The 16,827-nt window shown below is 72.8% G+C and carries 13 protein-coding genes; 8 read left to right on the top strand and 5 right to left on the bottom strand.

Annotation, left to right across the window (positions count from 1 at the left end):
- Positions 1-115: 115 nt before the first annotated feature.
- Positions 116-1,123, top strand: a complete 1,008-nt coding sequence (locus QSK36_RS10780) for a COX15/CtaA family protein (RefSeq protein ID WP_285782259.1) — start codon at positions 116-118, stop codon at positions 1,121-1,123.
- A 6-nt stretch (positions 1,124-1,129) separates the two neighbouring features.
- Positions 1,130-1,870: a SanA/YdcF family protein gene (locus tag QSK36_RS10785; RefSeq protein WP_285782260.1), complete on the top strand. Its 741-nt coding sequence runs from the start codon at positions 1,130-1,132 to the stop codon at positions 1,868-1,870.
- A 394-nt stretch (positions 1,871-2,264) separates the two neighbouring features.
- Here the strand turns inward: QSK36_RS10785 and QSK36_RS10790 are convergent, their stop codons facing one another.
- The gene (locus tag QSK36_RS10790) at positions 2,265-3,344 is read right to left on the bottom strand and encodes a lytic polysaccharide monooxygenase auxiliary activity family 9 protein (protein ID WP_183537342.1); all 1,080 of its coding nucleotides are present in this window, start codon (positions 3,342-3,344) and stop codon (positions 2,265-2,267) included.
- A 201-nt stretch (positions 3,345-3,545) separates the two neighbouring features.
- Positions 3,546-4,949 (bottom strand): PrsW family intramembrane metalloprotease, encoded by a 1,404-nt coding sequence (locus QSK36_RS10795; RefSeq protein ID WP_285782261.1) that lies wholly within the window; start codon positions 4,947-4,949, stop codon positions 3,546-3,548.
- A gap of 140 nt (positions 4,950-5,089) precedes the next feature.
- Here QSK36_RS10795 and QSK36_RS10800 point away from each other — a divergent pair, with 140 nt between their 5' ends.
- The 4 genes from QSK36_RS10800 to QSK36_RS10815 all read left to right on the top strand — a co-directional run bounded on the left by QSK36_RS10800 (position 5,090) and on the right by QSK36_RS10815 (position 10,412).
- Positions 5,090-6,643, top strand: coding sequence for a N,N-dimethylformamidase beta subunit family domain-containing protein (locus QSK36_RS10800; protein WP_285782262.1), 1,554 nt, complete (start codon positions 5,090-5,092; stop codon positions 6,641-6,643).
- A 105-nt stretch (positions 6,644-6,748) separates the two neighbouring features.
- On the top strand, positions 6,749-7,147 hold the full coding sequence (locus QSK36_RS10805; RefSeq protein ID WP_183537337.1) for a nuclear transport factor 2 family protein: 399 nt from the start codon (positions 6,749-6,751) through the stop codon (positions 7,145-7,147).
- Between the two features lie 2 nt (positions 7,148-7,149).
- Positions 7,150-8,151, top strand: a complete 1,002-nt coding sequence (locus tag QSK36_RS10810; protein WP_285782263.1) for a zinc-dependent alcohol dehydrogenase family protein — start codon at positions 7,150-7,152, stop codon at positions 8,149-8,151.
- Positions 8,152-8,354: 203 nt separating this feature from the next.
- Positions 8,355-10,412 (top strand): MMPL family transporter, encoded by a 2,058-nt coding sequence (locus tag QSK36_RS10815; protein ID WP_285782264.1) that lies wholly within the window; start codon positions 8,355-8,357, stop codon positions 10,410-10,412.
- Here the strand turns inward: QSK36_RS10815 and QSK36_RS10820 are convergent, their stop codons facing one another.
- The 3 genes from QSK36_RS10820 to QSK36_RS10830 form a co-directional block, all read right to left on the bottom strand.
- Positions 10,413-11,099, bottom strand: a complete 687-nt coding sequence (locus QSK36_RS10820) for a response regulator (protein WP_183537331.1) — start codon at positions 11,097-11,099, stop codon at positions 10,413-10,415.
- Positions 11,096-12,307, bottom strand: a complete 1,212-nt coding sequence (locus tag QSK36_RS10825) for a sensor histidine kinase (protein ID WP_285782265.1) — start codon at positions 12,305-12,307, stop codon at positions 11,096-11,098. The genes QSK36_RS10820 and QSK36_RS10825 overlap by 4 nt, the downstream gene beginning before the upstream one ends.
- 93 nt (positions 12,308-12,400) lie before the next feature.
- Positions 12,401-13,354 (bottom strand): heme o synthase, encoded by a 954-nt coding sequence (locus tag QSK36_RS10830; protein ID WP_183537327.1) that lies wholly within the window; start codon positions 13,352-13,354, stop codon positions 12,401-12,403.
- A gap of 213 nt (positions 13,355-13,567) precedes the next feature.
- Here QSK36_RS10830 and tkt point away from each other — a divergent pair, with 213 nt between their 5' ends.
- Positions 13,568-15,709, top strand: a complete 2,142-nt coding sequence (gene tkt, locus QSK36_RS10835; protein WP_502883300.1) for a transketolase — start codon at positions 13,568-13,570, stop codon at positions 15,707-15,709.
- A 10-nt stretch (positions 15,710-15,719) separates the two neighbouring features.
- Positions 15,720-16,823: a transaldolase gene (gene tal, locus QSK36_RS10840; RefSeq protein ID WP_183537322.1), complete on the top strand. Its 1,104-nt coding sequence runs from the start codon at positions 15,720-15,722 to the stop codon at positions 16,821-16,823.
- The last annotated feature ends 4 nt before the right edge of the window (positions 16,824-16,827 follow it).

Below are 16,827 nucleotides of genomic sequence, written 5' to 3' on the forward strand. Positions count from 1 at the left end.
CCTGCCAGCGAAACGATCAGCGCGTACCCGGGCGGGCCCGAAGGAGCGGGGGCGGCGCTGAACTCGCCGGACGGCGCGCGGCCCGGAGAAGGGACCACCCACAGGGCCGCCTACGATGAATTCCGTGAATCCCACGACTGACCGGATCCGCGGCACGCTGCTCGCCTTCTATCGCTCGTTCATGTTCCCGACGAACGAGTCGATGCGGCGGTGGGCCCTGGCGGCGATCGTGGTCAACGTCGGCATCACCGTCACCGGCGCCGCCGTCCGCGTCACCGGCTCCGGCCTGGGCTGCCCGACCTGGCCGCGCTGCACGCCGGACAGCTTCGTGCCGGCGAGGATCGACACCCACGCGCCCCTCAACATGGCGATCGAGTTCGGCAACCGGCTGCTGGCGTTCCTCGTGCTCGCGGTCGCGGTCCCCTGCGTGATCGCCGCGTGGCGGCTGTCGCGGGGCGAGCGCGGCCGCCCGGTCCTGCTGCGGCTCGCACTGCTGCAGCCGGCCGGCGTCGTCGTCCAGGCCCTGTGGGGCGGGGTCGTGGTCCACACGATGCTCAACCCGGTGACCGTCAGCGTCCACTTCCTGCTGTCCATCGGCATGATCGGCGCCGCCGTCGTGCTGTTCGCCCGGGCGGACGAGGGCGACGCCCCTCCCGAGCGGGTGGTCCACAGGGACATCCGCACGCTCGGATACGTGCTGGCGGCGGCCGCCCTCGCGCTGCTGCTGGCCGGGATGGTGGTGACCGGCACCGGGCCGCACTCGGGAGACGAGGCCGCCTCCCGCTTCGGCTTCGACATCCAGAGCGTGGTGCGGCTGCACACCGACATCGCCTACGTCGTCATCGGGCTGACGTTCGCCCTGCTGTTCGCCCTGCGCGTCACCGGATCCCCCGGCCAGGTCCGGCGCGCCGCGCTCGTGCTGCTCGGGGTGGAGCTGTCCCAGGGCGTGGTCGGCTACGTGCAGTACTTCCTCGCCGTCCCCGCGGCGCTGGTGCTCCTGCACGTGCTGGGGGCGACGCTCGTGTGGGTCTGCGCGCTGCGCGTCGTCTTCCTGATGCGGACCCGGGGCCCCGCGCCCGCCCCCGTTCCCGAGCAGCCGGAGCTCCACCACGCGGGCGTGTGACCCGAGGTGGCCGGCTTACCGGGCTCCTCGTCCCGCAAGGGCGTCCTGTCCCAGGTCGTCCGCCCCTGGACCTGGTCACGTACGGCCCTGCGCCGGGGTTTCCAGGGGCTGGTCGCCCTGAGCGTGCTGCCGCTGGCGCCGATGACCTGGGCCTGGCTGGCGAGCGCCGCCCATCGGGTGACGGCGGAGCCGGGCACGCGCTGGACCGCCGAGGTGCCCGCGATGCCGGCCGCGCTCGTGCTGGGCGCGGGCGTCTGGAACGGGCAGCCCAGTGCGATGCTGGGCGCCCGGCTCGACATCGCCGCCGAGCTGTACCGCACGGGAAAGGTGCGGGCCCTGCTGCTGTCCGGCGACAACAGCCGCAAGGACTACGACGAGCCTTCGATCATGCGTGACTACCTGATCGCGCACGGCGTCCCGGCCGCAAGGATCGTGCTCGACTACGCCGGGTTCGACACGTGGGACTCCTGCGTACGGGCCAAGGAGATCTTCGGCGCGTCCCGTCTCGTCGTCGTCACCCAGGTGTTCCACCTCCCCCGGGCCGTCGCGCTGTGCCGCGCTGCCGGGCTGGACGCGTTCGGCGTCGGCGACGACTCCAGCCGCGACTGGCCGATGGAGACGGTGGTCTACGCCGTCAGGGAGTTCCCCGCCTCCGCCAAGGGCCTGCTCGACAGCATGGTCCTGCACTCCTCGCCGCGCTTCCTCGGCCGTCGCGAGACCGCGCTCGACCGCGCGCTGGCCGGCTGAATCGCGCCTCGCCGGACGGCCTCCACGAGCGGCACGGCGGGCGGCGTGGCGGGCGGCACGGCGAGTGGCACGGCGGGCGGGCGGGCGGCGGGCGGCGCGGCGAAACTTTCATCGGGCGGCACGCCATGAGCTGGGCGGACAGGACCCCCGGAGGCCCGTCCACTGGCCGGTGACGGCGCGGCGCGTTAGGGTCCGGGCCACGTGGGAGCGCTCCCACCATCCCCAGAGGGAGGTGAGGCCACACCCACAGTGGCTATCGCACCGCGGGTACGAGGCGGATCCTCCTCCGCCCACCCATCGCGCAACGCCCGGGGGGCCGCCGTGACGGCATCCCCGGGCGTCTCCCGCGGACTCACTCCGGCGCCGGGCCGTGCCCGGCGAGATCAGGCCCCGCTCAGCCGCAGCTGATGTCGCTGATCGACGGCGTGGCCGACCCGCTGCCGAGGAACCCGGCCGTGGCCGAGGCCCCCGGGGCCAGCGAGGAGTTCCACTCCGGGGCGTGGATCATCGCGAACGGCCCGCTCTGCATGGACGTCCCGTTCCACGCCTGGGTGATCGTCGCGCCGTTCGACATCTGCCACTGGACGTACCAGCCGTTGAGCGGGCCCGTGCCGGTGTTCTTGATCGTGACCTCGCCCTGGAAGCCGCCCTGCCAGGTGTTGGTCAGCTTCACCGTGGCCGTGCACGCCGGGTTCCCGGACGTCGGGGAGGCCGAGGGGCTCGGCGACGGGCTCCTCGTGGGTGAGGCGCTCGGCGAAGGACTGGGCGAGACGCCGTCGTTGAGGAAGTTCACGTCCGAGCAGCCGTAGAAGGTCTCCTGGCTGTCGGACCGGTACCAGACGGCGTAGATGATGTGCCGGCCGCTCTTGTTGGGCAGCTTGCCGGAGAAGCGGTAGGCGCCGTTGGTGACCGCGGGCTCGGGGTCGACCGTGAGGAACGGCTGCTCCTCCATGTCGGCCCACGTCAGCGGCTTGGTCGGGTCCCATCCGTCTTTGGTGACGTAGAGCTTGAAGCCGCCGGGGTGCGGCACCCACGCGCCGTAGACGAAGTCGTAGGTGCTGTTCGCCTTCAGCGTGGTGGTCGGCCAGTCGGTCCTGGGCGCGTCGTAGGCGGCGTACTTGCTGAAACCGCCGCTGCACAGCTGGCCGTCGGGGATGAAGCCCCGGGTTCGGCCGCCTCCGTCGGAGCGGAGCACGCCGTACCAGTCGTAGAGAGGCTGGGTGCCGCCGGCCGCCACGGCGTCCTTGCAGGCGGGGTTGTTCGGGATGATCTGGCCGCCGGTGAGACCGTCGGTGTAGCACGCGTACGTGCGGCTCGCGGGGGCCTGCAGCGCGCCGTGCGCCTCGGCCGCGGTCTGCGTCAGGACCGCGACGAGACCGGCGAGCACGGCCGCCACCGCGGCGAGTACGGCGAGCTTTCGCCCCGATCTCAGGGACAGCGATCTCCGACGCGGGGATTGCGCTGTGGTGCTCATGGTGGGGGGTTCTCCTCATGGTGGGCGGGCACGCCTTCGGGGAAGGTCGCGCCGTCTTGGGCTGTCGTACGAGAAGAACGCGTGCGGCATCGCCGCACGCCCTCCTGGAGCCCACCCATCAAGTGGCCACCGCGCACAGTGATTGAAACACGCACCGGCCGTCCGGGCCAAGCGGTACCGCGATCGTGCCGCGGCGCGGAATCAGCGCCGCGGGTCGCCGGGCCCGGAACCCGGCCCGGCGCCGGGGCCGGGACCGCCCTGTGGCGGGCCCTGTGGCGGGCCCGGCGGCTGTCCGGGACCGCCCGGCGGGTGCCCGTATCCGGGCGGCGGACCGCCCGGCGGCGGACCGTAACCCGGCCCGCCCGGTTGCTGTCCATACCAGGGCGGCACCGCGGGGCCACCGCCCGGCCACCGGCCCGGGGGCGGGGCGCCCGGCGCGTACCCCGGCGGAGGCACCCCCCGCGCGGCGTTCGCCTGGTGACGCTCCGGCAGCGGGAACGACAGCCTGGCGTAGGCCATGAGGTCCGCGAGCGACCGCTGCTGGACGCGGAAGGTCTCCTCGTCCACCCCGCCCCGGGCCGCGCGGGCGTGCAGCAGCCCGAGCTCGGTGGAGGCGACCTGGTAGTCGATCATCGCCCGTGCCCCGGCCCTGCCGCCGTGGGCCTTGGCCCACGCCCTGGCCTGCCGCCGGCGGCGCAGGGACGACAGCATGAAGATGTCGGCCTGGTTGATCAGCCCGTTGCGCTCGTACGGCGGCAGGTAGTGCTGGATCAGGCCGACGATCCGCCGTCTGTCCCGGAAGATCACGATGAGCTCGACGATGAGCAGGATCATCAGCAGCAGGTAGGCGATGGCGAGCCCGCCGAGGCCGCCGAAGGAGGCGAAGCCGTTCCAGAGGCCGTGCAGCAGCATGGCGCCGATCCACCCGATGACGATGACGACGACCCCCACCGCGCCGCCGCGCTGGGCGGCGTACGCGACCGCGATGCCGATCAGGGAGGTGAACAGCGGATGGGCGAACGGCGACAGCACGGCCCGCAGCACGAGCGTGGCGGCCAGCCCCTGCGCGCCGTTCTCCTCGAGGGCGGCGAGGTAGTAGCTGACGTTCTCCGACATGGCGAAGCCGAGCCCGACCATGCTGGCGTAGATGATCCCGTCGGTGGGCCCGTCCAGCTCCTGCCGCCGGAACCACAGCAGCCCGAGCAGGACCATCCCCTTGGCCGTCTCCTCCACAGGCGGGGCGCCGAACGTGGCGACGAGGTTGCGCGCGCTGGTCGTGTCCCCGAGCTGATGGGCCACGTAGACGAGGTTGAGCGAATTGAGCACGCCGGCGAGCAGGACGGCGATGCCGGCGCCCCAGGCGAACGCGAAGATCAGGTTGCTGCGCGGTTCCGGTTCCATCCGGTCGAGGGCGAGCACGCCCGCGAGCAGCAGCGGCACGGGGGCCACGGCGAGCCCGAGCGCGATGAAGAACTGGACCGGCTCGCCGTTGATGATGTCGAAGGAGAACGACACCAGGGCGCAGATTCCGGCGACGACCAGACCCACGATTAGGCCGATGGACGGACGCTCCCTGAGAACGGCGCGGGGGTCGAGGCCTGCCACTGTGCGACTGTAACCGACCACGCCCGCCGCGGTCCTCCTCCGGCCTCAAAAGATCCCCATGCATTCCGTGCCGAGGCAAGTATCTCGCAGGCGTGCCGGCCGTCCCCGGCACGTCCCGGTTGCGGGCACAATGGGCGATCATGGATGTCGCACCACGTGACGGGCTCGGACGACGCGGTTTCCTCCGTGTCGCGTGCGCCGCCGCCGTCGGCTCGGTCGCCGCCGCATGCGCGCCCGCGTCCAGGGAAGGCTCCACTCCCGCCTCCCCTTCGCCCTCCTCCACCTCCACGTCGCCGGGCAGGAGGCCGGTGGCGGAACGGCTGCTGCCCGGCGACCCGGACTGGCGGGTGCGCAGGCGGGGACCCGACGAGGCGATCGAGGGCTACGGCGACCGCGCGAGCGTGCTGCCCGGGGAGTCGTTCGGGCTGCACGTCTCCACCGCCGAGGGCCGCTACCGGGTGACGGCCTACCGGATGGGCTGGTATGGCGGGACGCTCGCCCGCCGGGTGTGGCGTTCGGGGTGGATGAGGGGACGCGACCAGGGCCGTGGACGGCTCGCCGGCGACACCCGCACCGTACGCGCCGGGTGGCGGCGCTCCCTGACCGTGTCCACGGAAGGCTGGCCGGAGGGGGCCTACCTGCTGCGCCTGGACACCGAGCGCGGCCACCAGCGGCACGTGCCGCTGGTCGTGCGCTCGGCCTCCGGGGCCGGCCGCACGGTCCTGGTCCACGCCACCCCCACCTGGCAGGCGTACAACCGGTGGGGCGGCTACAGCCTCTACTACGGCGATGACGGCCGCTACGAGAGCCGCTCGCTCGCGGTCAGCTTCGACCGGCCCTACGACAGCATTGGGATGGAGAAGTTCCTCATCCACGAGCGGCCGGTGGTGGCGCTTGCCGAACGGCTCGGCCTGCCCCTGGCGTACACGACGGGCGGCGACCTGGAGGCCGGCGACGACGTGCTCACCGGCGCCACCTCGGTGATCTTCCTCGGGCACGACGAGTACTGGACGCCCGGCGTGCGCCGCACGGTGACCGAGGCCCGCGACGCCGGAGCCAACCTGGCCTTCCTGGGCGCCAACACCTGCTACCGCCGCGTCCGGATGGAGGAGGACGGCAGGCTGGTGGTCTGCTACAAGACCGCGGTGGACCGCGACCCGCTGCTCCGCACGCGCCCGTCGCTGGCGACGACCGACTTCCGGGCGGCGCCGAAGGCCGATCCCGAGTCGTCGCTCATCGGGGTCTACTACGACGGCTATCCCGTGGACGCGCCGTTCGTGGTGCACGAGCCCCGTCACTGGATCTTCGCGGGCTCCGGCGTGCGCCGTGGCGACGCGTTCCCGCACCTCGTGGGCGTGGAGTACGACCGGGTGAACACCGACGTGCCGACGCCCAGGCCGCTGCAGATCCTCGCCCACTCGCCGGTGACCTGTGTGGGGCGGCCCAGCTTCGCCGACGCGGCCTACTACACGGTCCCGAGCGGGGCCGGGGTGTTCGCGTCGGGGACCATGCGCTGGGCCGAGACGCTCATGGCACGCACCCGCGACCTGCCGCGGGCCCACGGGATCGACGCGCGTACGCGGGCCTTCGTCACCACCGCGACGACCAACCTGCTGAAGGGCTTCGCCGAAGGCCCCGCCGCCGAGCGCCTTCCCACGCCCGACGACAACGTCCGCCGCACCTACCGCGCCTGACGCTGAGAACCCGGCCTGAACGTACGGCCCGGTCCTGTTGACGAGTAGATCGACCAGTCGATATAAAGCCATAGACCGAACGTTCTATCCATACAGGGAGCCGAAGTGCCGCAACGGACCACGGCCGAGGTCATCGACCGTTTCAACCGCGCGTTCGTCCACCACTCCCCCGAGATCCTCGACGACCTGATCGCCGAGGACTGCGTGATGGAGGCGATCCAGCCGGCTCCGGACGGGGAGCGGGTCGAGGGACGCCAGGCGTGCCTGACGTTCTGGCGGGCGCTCGCCGACGACCGCGCCACCCAATTCGGGCCCGAGGACGTCTGGGTCGACGGCGACCGCGCGACGATTCTGTGGCGCTACCGCTTCGGCGACGGCCCCGAGGACTCGGTGCGCGGAGTGAACCTCATGCGGGTCCGGGACGGGAGAATCGTCGAGGCCCTCGGCTACAGCAAGACCGGCGCCCCCGTCCCGCTCGCCACCGACTCCGAGGCCGGGGCCTGACGATGCGCAGCTACCACCTTGACAGCGGCGCCGGGCTCACGGGTCTGACGATCAGAGACCACCCCGACCCGGTCCCCCGCGTCGGTCAGGTCGTCGTCGCCGTACGCGCGGCGTCTCTGAGCTTCCGGGAACTGATGATCGCCCGCGGCGACTACGTCCTGCCGGTGAAGCCGGGCGTGGTCCCGGTATCCGACGGGGCCGGCGACATCGTGTCGGTCGGGCCCGGGGTCGACTCCCGGCGGATCGGCGAACGGGTCACCGCCACCCTCTTCCCGAGCTGGCAGGACGGCCCGTTCGGCATCGAGCACCTGCCGCAGCGCGGCGGCTCGCTGGACGGCATGCTCACCGAACGCGCCGTGGTCGACGAGGACGCGTTGGTGCCGGTTCCCGGCCATCTGTCCTACGAGGAGGCGGCGACGCTCCCGTGCGCCGCGGTCACCGCCTGGAACGCCGTGACCGGCGCGGACGGCCTGCGTCCGGGCCAGACCGTGGTGACGCAGGGATCGGGCGGGGTGTCGCTGTTCGCCCTGCAGTTCGCCAAGACGCTCGGCGCCCGGGTGATCGCCACCACCAGCGGCCCCGAGAAGGCAGCCCGCCTGCTCGGCCTCGGCGCGGACGAGGTCATCGACTACCGGGCCGTCCCCGACTGGCCCGCGAGGGTCCGCGAACTCACCGGCGGGCGGGGCGCCGACCGCGTCATCGACGTCGCCGGCCTGCTGGAACAGTCCCTCAAGGCGGTGGCGGTGGCAGGGCATGTCGCCTGCGTGGGCTTCGTCTCCGACACCGCGCCTCCGCTCGACGCGCGCACGCTCTTCGCCTCCGGCGCCACCGTGCGCGCCGTCGCGGTCGGCAGCCGAGCCCAGTTCCTCGCCATGAACCGAGCCGTCGAGGTCAACGACCTGCACCCGGTCATCGACCGCGTGTTCCCCTTCGATCAGGCTCACGACGCCTACCGCTATTACGCCTCAGGCAAGGCGTTCGGCAAGGTCGTCATCACCATCTGACCTCGGCGCGTACGTCACCGGGCGACCTGGTCGCGACCGCACCGGACCAGCGCGGCCGCACCTACCGCGCCTGATCCGTACGGCGGACGGCCCGACGGCGTACGCGCCGCGCCGTAGCGGCACGTGACGTTCCACGGGGGACGCCCGCGACGCTCCCCGCGCACCACCGTTGATCTCCCATCGAGGACGACGAGAGGTGCGGAATGGAGACGTTGCGACGTCTGGCCGGTCTGCCGGCGGGGCGGGTCGGCAAGTGGGCGGTGATCGCCGCGTGGCTGGTGATGCTCGTTCCCCTCGGCGCGCTGGCCGGAGGCATCGGCCGGGTGCAGGACAACGACGAGACCAACTGGATGCCCGCGAGCGCCCAGTCGACCCGGGCCGTGGAGCTGGCCAGGCGGGAGTTCCCCGCAGGGCGCGACAGCACGCTGGTCCTCGTGTACGCACGGGAGGGCGGCCTGAGCGCCGCCGACCGCGAGACCGTGCTGGACGACCGGGACCGGCTCCGGGCCCTCGCGGGCGGGGGCGTGACCGGCCCGGCGCCCTCGGCCGACGGGGAGGCGCTCACGCTGACCGTCCCGGTGCCGGGCCGCGCCATGGAGACCGGCGAGGCCGGGGAGATCGTGGCCCGGGCCCGGGAGATCATGCGGGCCGGGCTGCCCGCCGGGCTCGCGGCGGCCGCCACGGGGCCCGCCGCCTCTCGCGCGGACGCGACGGACGCCAACGGGCGGATCGACGGGACGCTGACCCTGGTCACCGTGGGGGTGGTCGCGCTGCTCCTGTTCGTCACCTACCGCAGCCCGGTCCTGCCGCTCGTCCCCCTCGCCTGCGTGGCGGCGGGCGTGGTGGCCACGCAGGCCGGGGCCGTGCTGGCCGGCAGGGCGGGCGCCGAGGTCAGCGGCTCCGGTTCGATCCTGATGATCGTCCTGGTCTTCGGGCTCGGCACCGACTACGCGCTCCTGCTGATCTCCCGCTATCGGGAGGAGCTGGCGGAGCACGCCGACCGGCACCACGCGATGGCGCTCGCGCTGCGGCGCACCGTGCCGTCCGTGGCGGCCTCCGCCGCGACGATGGCCCTCGCCGCGCTGGCGCTGCTCGCGGCGGACATGAACTCCACCAAGGGGCTCGGCCCGCTCGCCGCGGTCGCCGTCGTGGCGGCGCTGCTGGCGATGACCACCCTGCTGCCGGCGCTCCTGACGGCGCTGGGCCGGGGCGTCTTCTGGCCCGCGATCCCCCGTCGACGGGCTCCCGGCGCCCGCAGCACGCGGATCTGGCAGCGGATCGGGGCGCTCGTCGCCCGGCGGCCGCGCCGCGCCTGGGCCCTGGCCGGGCTCGCGCTCGCCGCGCTGACCTGCGGCACGGTCTTCCTGCGGGTGGGCGTCCTCGACGGCGGCGACAACTTCACGCGCAAGCCCGAGTCGGCGGCCGGGCAGGAGATCATCCGCGCGCACTTCCCCGGCGGCACCACCGCTCCCGCCCTCGTCTACGCCCCGGTGCGGGCCGCCGCGCCCGTCGCCGCCCTGGCCAGGACGGCGCGGGGGATCGCCTCGACCGGCCCCGCCGAGACCTCCGCTTCGGGCCACTGGGTGCGGATCACCGCCGTGCTCGCCGACGCCCCGGCGAGCGAGCCGGCCAGGCGATCGGTGGCGGGATTGCGCGCCCGGCTCGCCCAGGCGGCGCCCGGCGCGCTGGTCGGGGGCCAGACCGCGGCGCTGGTCGACCGCGACGCCACGATGGACCGCGACCTGGCGGTGATCGCCCCTCTCGTCATCGGCGTCGTCACCCTCGTCCTCGGCGTCCTGCTCCGCGCGGTCGTCGCGCCCCTGCTGCTGCTCGGCTGCGCCCTGCTCTCGTCCGGCGCGGCCGCCGGTCTGTCCGCGCTGCTGTTCCACGCCCTCGGCTTCCCCCGCACCGACCAGACCGCGCTCACGCTCGGCTTCCTGTTCCTGGTCGCGCTGGGCGTGGACTACACGATCTTCCTCATGGCCCGGGCGCGCGAGGAGGTCGCGCGGCATGGTCACCGGGAGGGAACGGTGACCGCGCTCGTCGCGACCGGGGGCGTCATCACCGGTGCCGGCGTCGTGCTCGCCGCGACGTTCCTGGTCCTGACCATCACCCCGGTGGTCCTCAACATCCAGCTCGGCCTGCTGGTCGCGCTCGGCGTGCTCGCCGACGCGTTCGTGGTGCGCACGATCCTGGTCCCCGCCCTGGCCCTCGACATCGGCCCCGCGACCTGGTGGCCCGCCCGTCCCGTGCCCGCGTAGTCAGCCCTCGGGGATCGGCAGCCCGCCCTGGTAGGCGAACACGACGAGCTGGGCGCGGTCGCGCGCGCCCAGTTTCGTCATCGCACGGCCCACGTGCGTGCGCACGGTGGCGGCGCTGACCACGAGCCTGAGCGCGATCTCGTCGTTGGACAGGCCCGCGGCCACCCACCCGACCACCTCGCGTTCGCGCTCGGTGAGCGCGGACAGCCGCGCCCTCGCCTCGCCGGGCGGCCCAGGCCGCCCGGCGAACCGCGCGATCACCCGCCGGGTGACCGCGGGCGACAGCAGGGACTCGCCCTCGGCCACCACCCGCACCGCCCGCAGCATCTCGTCAGGCTCCGCGCTCTTCAGCAGGAAGCCCGAGGCGCCCGCCCGCAGCGCGTCGAACACGTGGTCGTCCAGATCGAACGACGTCAGCATGACCACCCGGGTCGCGGGGGCCTCGGCGACGATCCGCCGCAACGCCTCGATCCCGTCGAGCACCGGCATCCGGATGTCCATGAGAACCACATCGGGGCGCCACCGGCGGACGGCGGCCACCGCCGCCGCCCCGTCCGCCGCCTCGGCCACCAGGTCGATGTCCGGCTCGTCCTCCACCAGCATGCGCACGCCCATGCGTACGAGCGCCTGATCGTCCACCACCGCCAGCCGGATGACGGGCCCGGGTCCGTCCCCCGCAGGCCTCATCCGCGGGTCCCGCCGCCGGCGCGCGGTTCGCAGGGCAGGACGGCCAGGACCCGGAAGCCGCCTCCCGGGCACGGACCCGCCTCCAGAGCGCCGCCCACCGACGCCGCGCGCTCCCGCATTCCGGGCAGGCCGTGCCCGCCGCCCTGTCCCGCGCCGTGCCCGCCGCCCCGGCCGTCACCGTCATGCCCCAGGCGGCCGGTCCCGTCGTCGGTCACCGTCACCGACACCGTGTCCGGCCCGTACGTCACCCGCACGTCCGCCCGGGACGCACCGGCGTGACGCACCACGTTGGTCAGCGACTCCTGCACGATCCGATATCCGGCCAGATCCACCGCGACGGGCACCCGGCGTCGCGCTCCCTCGACGACCAGGTTCACCGGCAGGCCTCCCCGCCGCACCGCCTCGACGATCTCCGGCACCCGCTCCAGTCCCGGCGCCGGGGCCAGGTCCTGGTCCAGCGTCCCGGGCAGCGTCCGCAGCGCCACCCGCAGTTCCTCCAGCGCCTGGGCGCTGACCTCCCGCACGGCCCGCAGCGACTCCTCCGCCCTCTCCGGCCGTCTGTGCAGCACGTGCAGGGCCACCCCCGCCTGCATGTTGATGACCGCGAGGCTGTGGCCCACGATGTCGTGCACCTCCCGGGCCATCCGCAGACGCTCCTCCTGGACGTGGCCCAGGCGCTCGGCCTCGGCGGCCCGCGCCCTGACCCGGCGGTACGCACGCACGGCCACCCCGGCCGCCCACGGCGCGAGGAGCCACAGGGCGGCCAGCGCGGGCACGCCCATCTCCGGCGCGGCCGGCGCCGCCGTCCAGGACGAGAACGACAGGTAGGCGACCGCCACCGCCGCCAGCGCCGCCGCCGACACCCGTTCCGGGCGCCAGGCGGCGACCGAGTAGACCGCCACCGACGTCAGTTCGAGCACCGGGGCGTACGGATGGCCGCGGGCCAGGAAGGCGATCGTCGCCGTGAAGGTCGTCGCGAGGGCCGCGAGCGGCCACGCCCGCCGCGCCACGAGCCCGGCCGCCGCCACCGCGACCAGCGCGTACCCGGCGGCGTCGAGCCGCAGGCCGCGCTCGGACAGGGCGGACGCCGAGCCCAGCGCGGCGAGGACGCCGAGGACGGCCGCGAACAGGGCGTCGAGCGGTTCCACCCGGTGGGGTTCGCCGCCGGGCCCCGCCCATGCGGCCCGCCGCACCGCCATCCGTTCCATGGCTCGAACGTACGCAAGGACGCGGCCGGCGGCATCAGCGCTGTGACGTATTCCGGCGGCAGGCCCGACGTAGGCGGGCCGGGCGGGAAAGGATCAGGCGACCAGGGAGTCGAGCGCGACGGCGAGGAACAGCAGCGCCAGGTAGATGTTCGACCAGTGGAAGAACCGCATCGGGCGCAGGTCGACGCCGGTCTTGCCGGCGTTCACGCGGCCGAGCAGGCGGTAGACCTCCACCAGGCAGACCGCGCCGAGCACGAGCGCGGCGGCCGGGTAGAGCAGGGAGGTGCCGGCGATCGGCCACAGCAGGAGCGAGCACAGCACGGTGGCCCAGGTGTAGGCGACGACCTGCTGGACGACCCGGCGCTCGGTGGTGACCACCGGGAGCATGGGCACGTCGGCCGCCGCGTAGTCCTCGCGGTAGCGCATGGCGAGCGTCCAGGTGTGCGGCGGCGTCCAGAAGAACACGACGCCGAACAGCACGACCGGGGCCCACGACAGCCCGCCGGTGATGCCGGCCCAGCCGATCAGCACCGGCATACAGCCGGCGATGCCGCCCCACACGATGTTCTGCGACGTGCGCCGCTTGAGCACCAGCGAGTACACGAAGACGTAGAACAGGATCGCGCCCAGCGCCAGCGCGGCGGCCAGTCCGTTGACCGTGAGCGCGAGCCCGAGCGTGGAAAGAGTGCCGAGAATCACACCGAAAATCAGCGCGCCCATCGGCGACACGTCGTGCTTGGCGAGCGGCCGCCTGCGGGTGCGCCGCATCGTCCGGTCGATGTCCCGGTCGATGTAGCAGTTCAGGACGTTCGCGCTGCCCGCCGACAGGGTGCCGAACACCATGGTGGCGGTCGCGGTCCACAGGTCGGGCAGGCCATGCGCCGCGAGGAACATGACCGGCAGGGTCGTGATCAGCAGCAGCTCGATGATCCGGGGCTTGGTGAGCGCCACGTAGGCCTTCACGAGCGCCCCGATGGAGCGGGGAGCCGTGGCCGTCGCGGCGGACCCGAGGGGGGCCACCGTCTGCTTGTTCGTCAAGACCGTCAAGGCGCTTCCAACACGTGCGGGGTCAACGCGTAACCTCTGATTAGGGCGGATCTCCGGGCAGCCTGTCTCCGGGCGGCAGCCGGCACTTGCGAAATCACTGTAGTCGCCACCGCAGGTGGTCCCCGAACCGGGGCCGAAGCCGCAGGCACCGTTACCGAGGTGGCTACCAAACGGTATTACGAGGAACCCGTTAGGGTCCCCTGTGGGCGGGAAATGCCAGAACCGGCGCGAAGACAAGAGGGGATCGAGCAGTTGAGCAGCGCAAGCCTTGAGTGGAGTGACCTTGACCGGCAGGCGGTCGACGTCGTGCGGGCCCTGGCGATGGACGCCGTGGAGAAGGCGGGATCGGGTCACCCCGGCACCGCGATGAGCCTCGCGCCCGCCGCCTACCTTCTGTTCCAGCGGGTCCTGCGTCATGACCCCTCGGATCCCAAGTGGGCGGGACGTGACAGGTTCGTCCTTTCCTGCGGGCATTCGAGCCTGACGCTTTACATTCAGCTCTACCTGTCCGGCTACGGCCTGACCCTGGACGACCTCAAGACGCTCCGGCAGTGGGGCAGCCTCACCCCGGGCCACCCCGAGTACGGCCACACGGCCGGCGTGGAGACCACGACCGGCCCGCTCGGCCAGGGCATCGGCAACGCGGTCGGCATGGCCATGGCGGCCCGCCGCGAGCGCGGCCTGTTCGACGCGGACGCCGCCCCCGGCGCCTCACCGTTCGACCACATGATCTGGTGCTTCGCCTCCGAGGGCGACCTCGAGGAGGGCATCAGCCACGAGGTCAGCGCCCTGGCCGGCCACCAGAAGCTCGGCAACCTGGCCGTGGTCTTCGACTCCAACCACATCTCCATCGAGGACGACACCCAGATCGCCCTGTCCGAGGACATCACCAAGCGCTACGAGGCGTACGGCTGGCACGTCCTGGAGGTCGACTGGACCAAGACCGGCGAGTACGAGGAGGACGTCCAGGCGCTGTACGACGCGCTTGAGGCGGCCCGCGCCGAGACCGACCGGCCGACCTTCATCAAGCTCCGCACGATCATCGGCTGGCCGGCGCCGAACAAGCAGAACACCGGCAAGATCCACGGCTCGGCCCTGGGCGCCGACGAGGTCGCGGCGACCAAGCGCGTCCTCGGCATGGACCCCGACAAGAGCTTCGCGGTGCCCGCCGAGGTGCTCGACCACGCGCGTGAGGTCGTCGAGCGCGGCCGGGCCCTGCGCGCCGAATGGGACAAGGGCTACCAGAGCTGGCGCGAGGCCAACCCCGAGCGGGCGGAGCTGTTCGACCGGATCTCCAAGCGCAAGCTGCCGGAGGGCTGGGACAAGGCGCTGCCGTCGTTCGAGATCGGCTCGCAGGTCGCCACCCGGAAGGCGTCCGGCGAGGTGCTGAGCGCGCTCGCGCCGGTGCTGCCGGAGCTGTGGGGCGGCTCGGCCGACCTCGCGGAGTCCAACAACACCACGATGAAGGGCGAGCCGTCCTTCATCCCGGACGAGTACCAGACCAAGGAGTTCCCCGGCAACCGGTACGGCCGGACGCTGCACTTCGGCATCCGCGAGCACGGCATGGGCGCGATTCTGAACGGCATCGCGCTGCACAACGGCACCCGCCCGTACGGCGGCACGTTCCTGGTGTTCAGCGACTACATGCGGCCGTCGGTGCGGCTCGCCGCGCTGATGAAGCTGCCGGTGACCTACGTCTGGACGCACGACTCGATCGGCCTCGGCGAGGACGGCCCGACCCACCAGCCGATCGAGCACCTGTGGGCGCTGCGCGCGATCCCCGGCCTGGACGTCGTCCGCCCGGCCGACGCCAACGAGACGGCGGCCGCGTGGAAGGCCGTCCTTGAGCACAACGACCGCCCGGCGGGCCTCGCCCTGACCCGGCAGAACGTTCCCACCCTGGACGGCGCGGGCGACCCCGACGCCGTCGCGCGGGGCGGCTACGTCCTGCAGGACGCGTCCAACGGCCAGCCCGAGGTCGTGATCATCGGCACCGGCAGCGAGGTCCAGCTCGCCGTCGAGGCCCGCACGATCCTGGAGTCGCAGGGCATCCCCACCCGCGTGGTCTCCATGCCGTGCGTGGAGTGGTTCCGGGAGCAGGACGCCGCCTACAAGCAGACCGTGCTGCCCCCCGCCGTCAAGGCCCGGGTCGCGGTCGAGGCGGGAATCACGCTCGGCTGGCGCGAGTTCGTTGGAGATGCGGGCGAGGTCCTGGGGATCGACCACTTCGGCGCCTCCGCGCCGTACAAGACGATCTACGAGCAGTTCGGCCTCACCGCCGACCGCGTCGTCGCCGCCGCCAAGGCCAGCCTGGCCAAGACGGGCGCCGACAAGGGCGAGACGACCGGAAACTGAGGGACGAAGGATGAATGAGAATCTGAAGCGGCTGTCCGACGCCGGAGTCTCCATCTGGCTGGACGACATCAGCCGGGAGCGGCTGCGCTCCGGCAACCTCGCCACCCTGATCCGCGACAAGAACGTGACGGGGGTCACCTCCAACCCCACGATCTTCGCCTCCGCGCTGAGCAAGGGCGACGCCTACGACGCGCAGCTGCGCGACCTCGCCGCCCGCGGGGTGACGGTCGAGGAGGCCGTACGCGCGATCACCACGTTCGACATCCGCTGGGCGGCCGACGTGCTTCGGCCGGTCTTCGACGCCACCCGCGGCGTCGACGGGCGCGTGTCGATCGAGGTGGACCCGCGCCTGGCCCGCAAGACCGAGGCGACGATCGCCGAGGCCCGCGCGCTGTGGTGGCTGGTCGACCGGCCCAACGTGCTCATCAAGATCCCGGCGACCGTCGAGGGCCTGCCGGCGATCACCCAGGCCATCTCCGAGGGCATCAGCGTCAACGTCACGCTGATCTTCTCGCTGGAGCGGTACCGCCAGGTGTTGGACGCCTGGCTGAGCGGCCTGGAGAAGGCGAAGGCCAACGGCCTCAACCTGGCCACGATCGAGTCGGTCGCGTCGTTCTTCGTCAGCCGCGTCGACACCGAGATCGACAAGCGCCTCGACAAGATCGGCACGCCGGAGGCCGCCGAGCTGAAGGGCAAGGCCGCCGTGGCCAACGCCCGCCTGGCGTACGCCGCGTACGAGGAGGTCATGAACTCGCCGCGCTGGCAGACGCTGCGCGCGGCCGGCGCGCACCCGCAGCGCCCGCTGTGGGCCTCCACCGGTGTGAAGAACCCCGACTACCCCGACACCCTGTACGTGGAGCAGCTGGTCACGGCCGGGATCGTCAACACCATGCCGGAGAAGACGCTGGACTCCTCGGCCGACCACGGCCGGATCTCGGGCGACACGATCCGCCCCTTCTATCAGCACGCGTGGGACGTCATGGCCTCGCTGAAGCAGGCCGGCATCGACTACGACGACGTCGTCCGCGCGCTGGAGGAGGAGGGCGTCGAGAAGTTCGAGACGTCCTGGACCGAGCTTCTCGAAACCGTCGACGGCGAGCTGCGGAAGGCCTGAGCTG

Origin of the sequence: Microbispora sp. NBRC 16548 (genome assembly GCF_030268985.1) — a bacterium.
GTDB classification, from domain to species: domain Bacteria; phylum Actinomycetota; class Actinomycetes; order Streptosporangiales; family Streptosporangiaceae; genus Microbispora; species Microbispora catharanthi.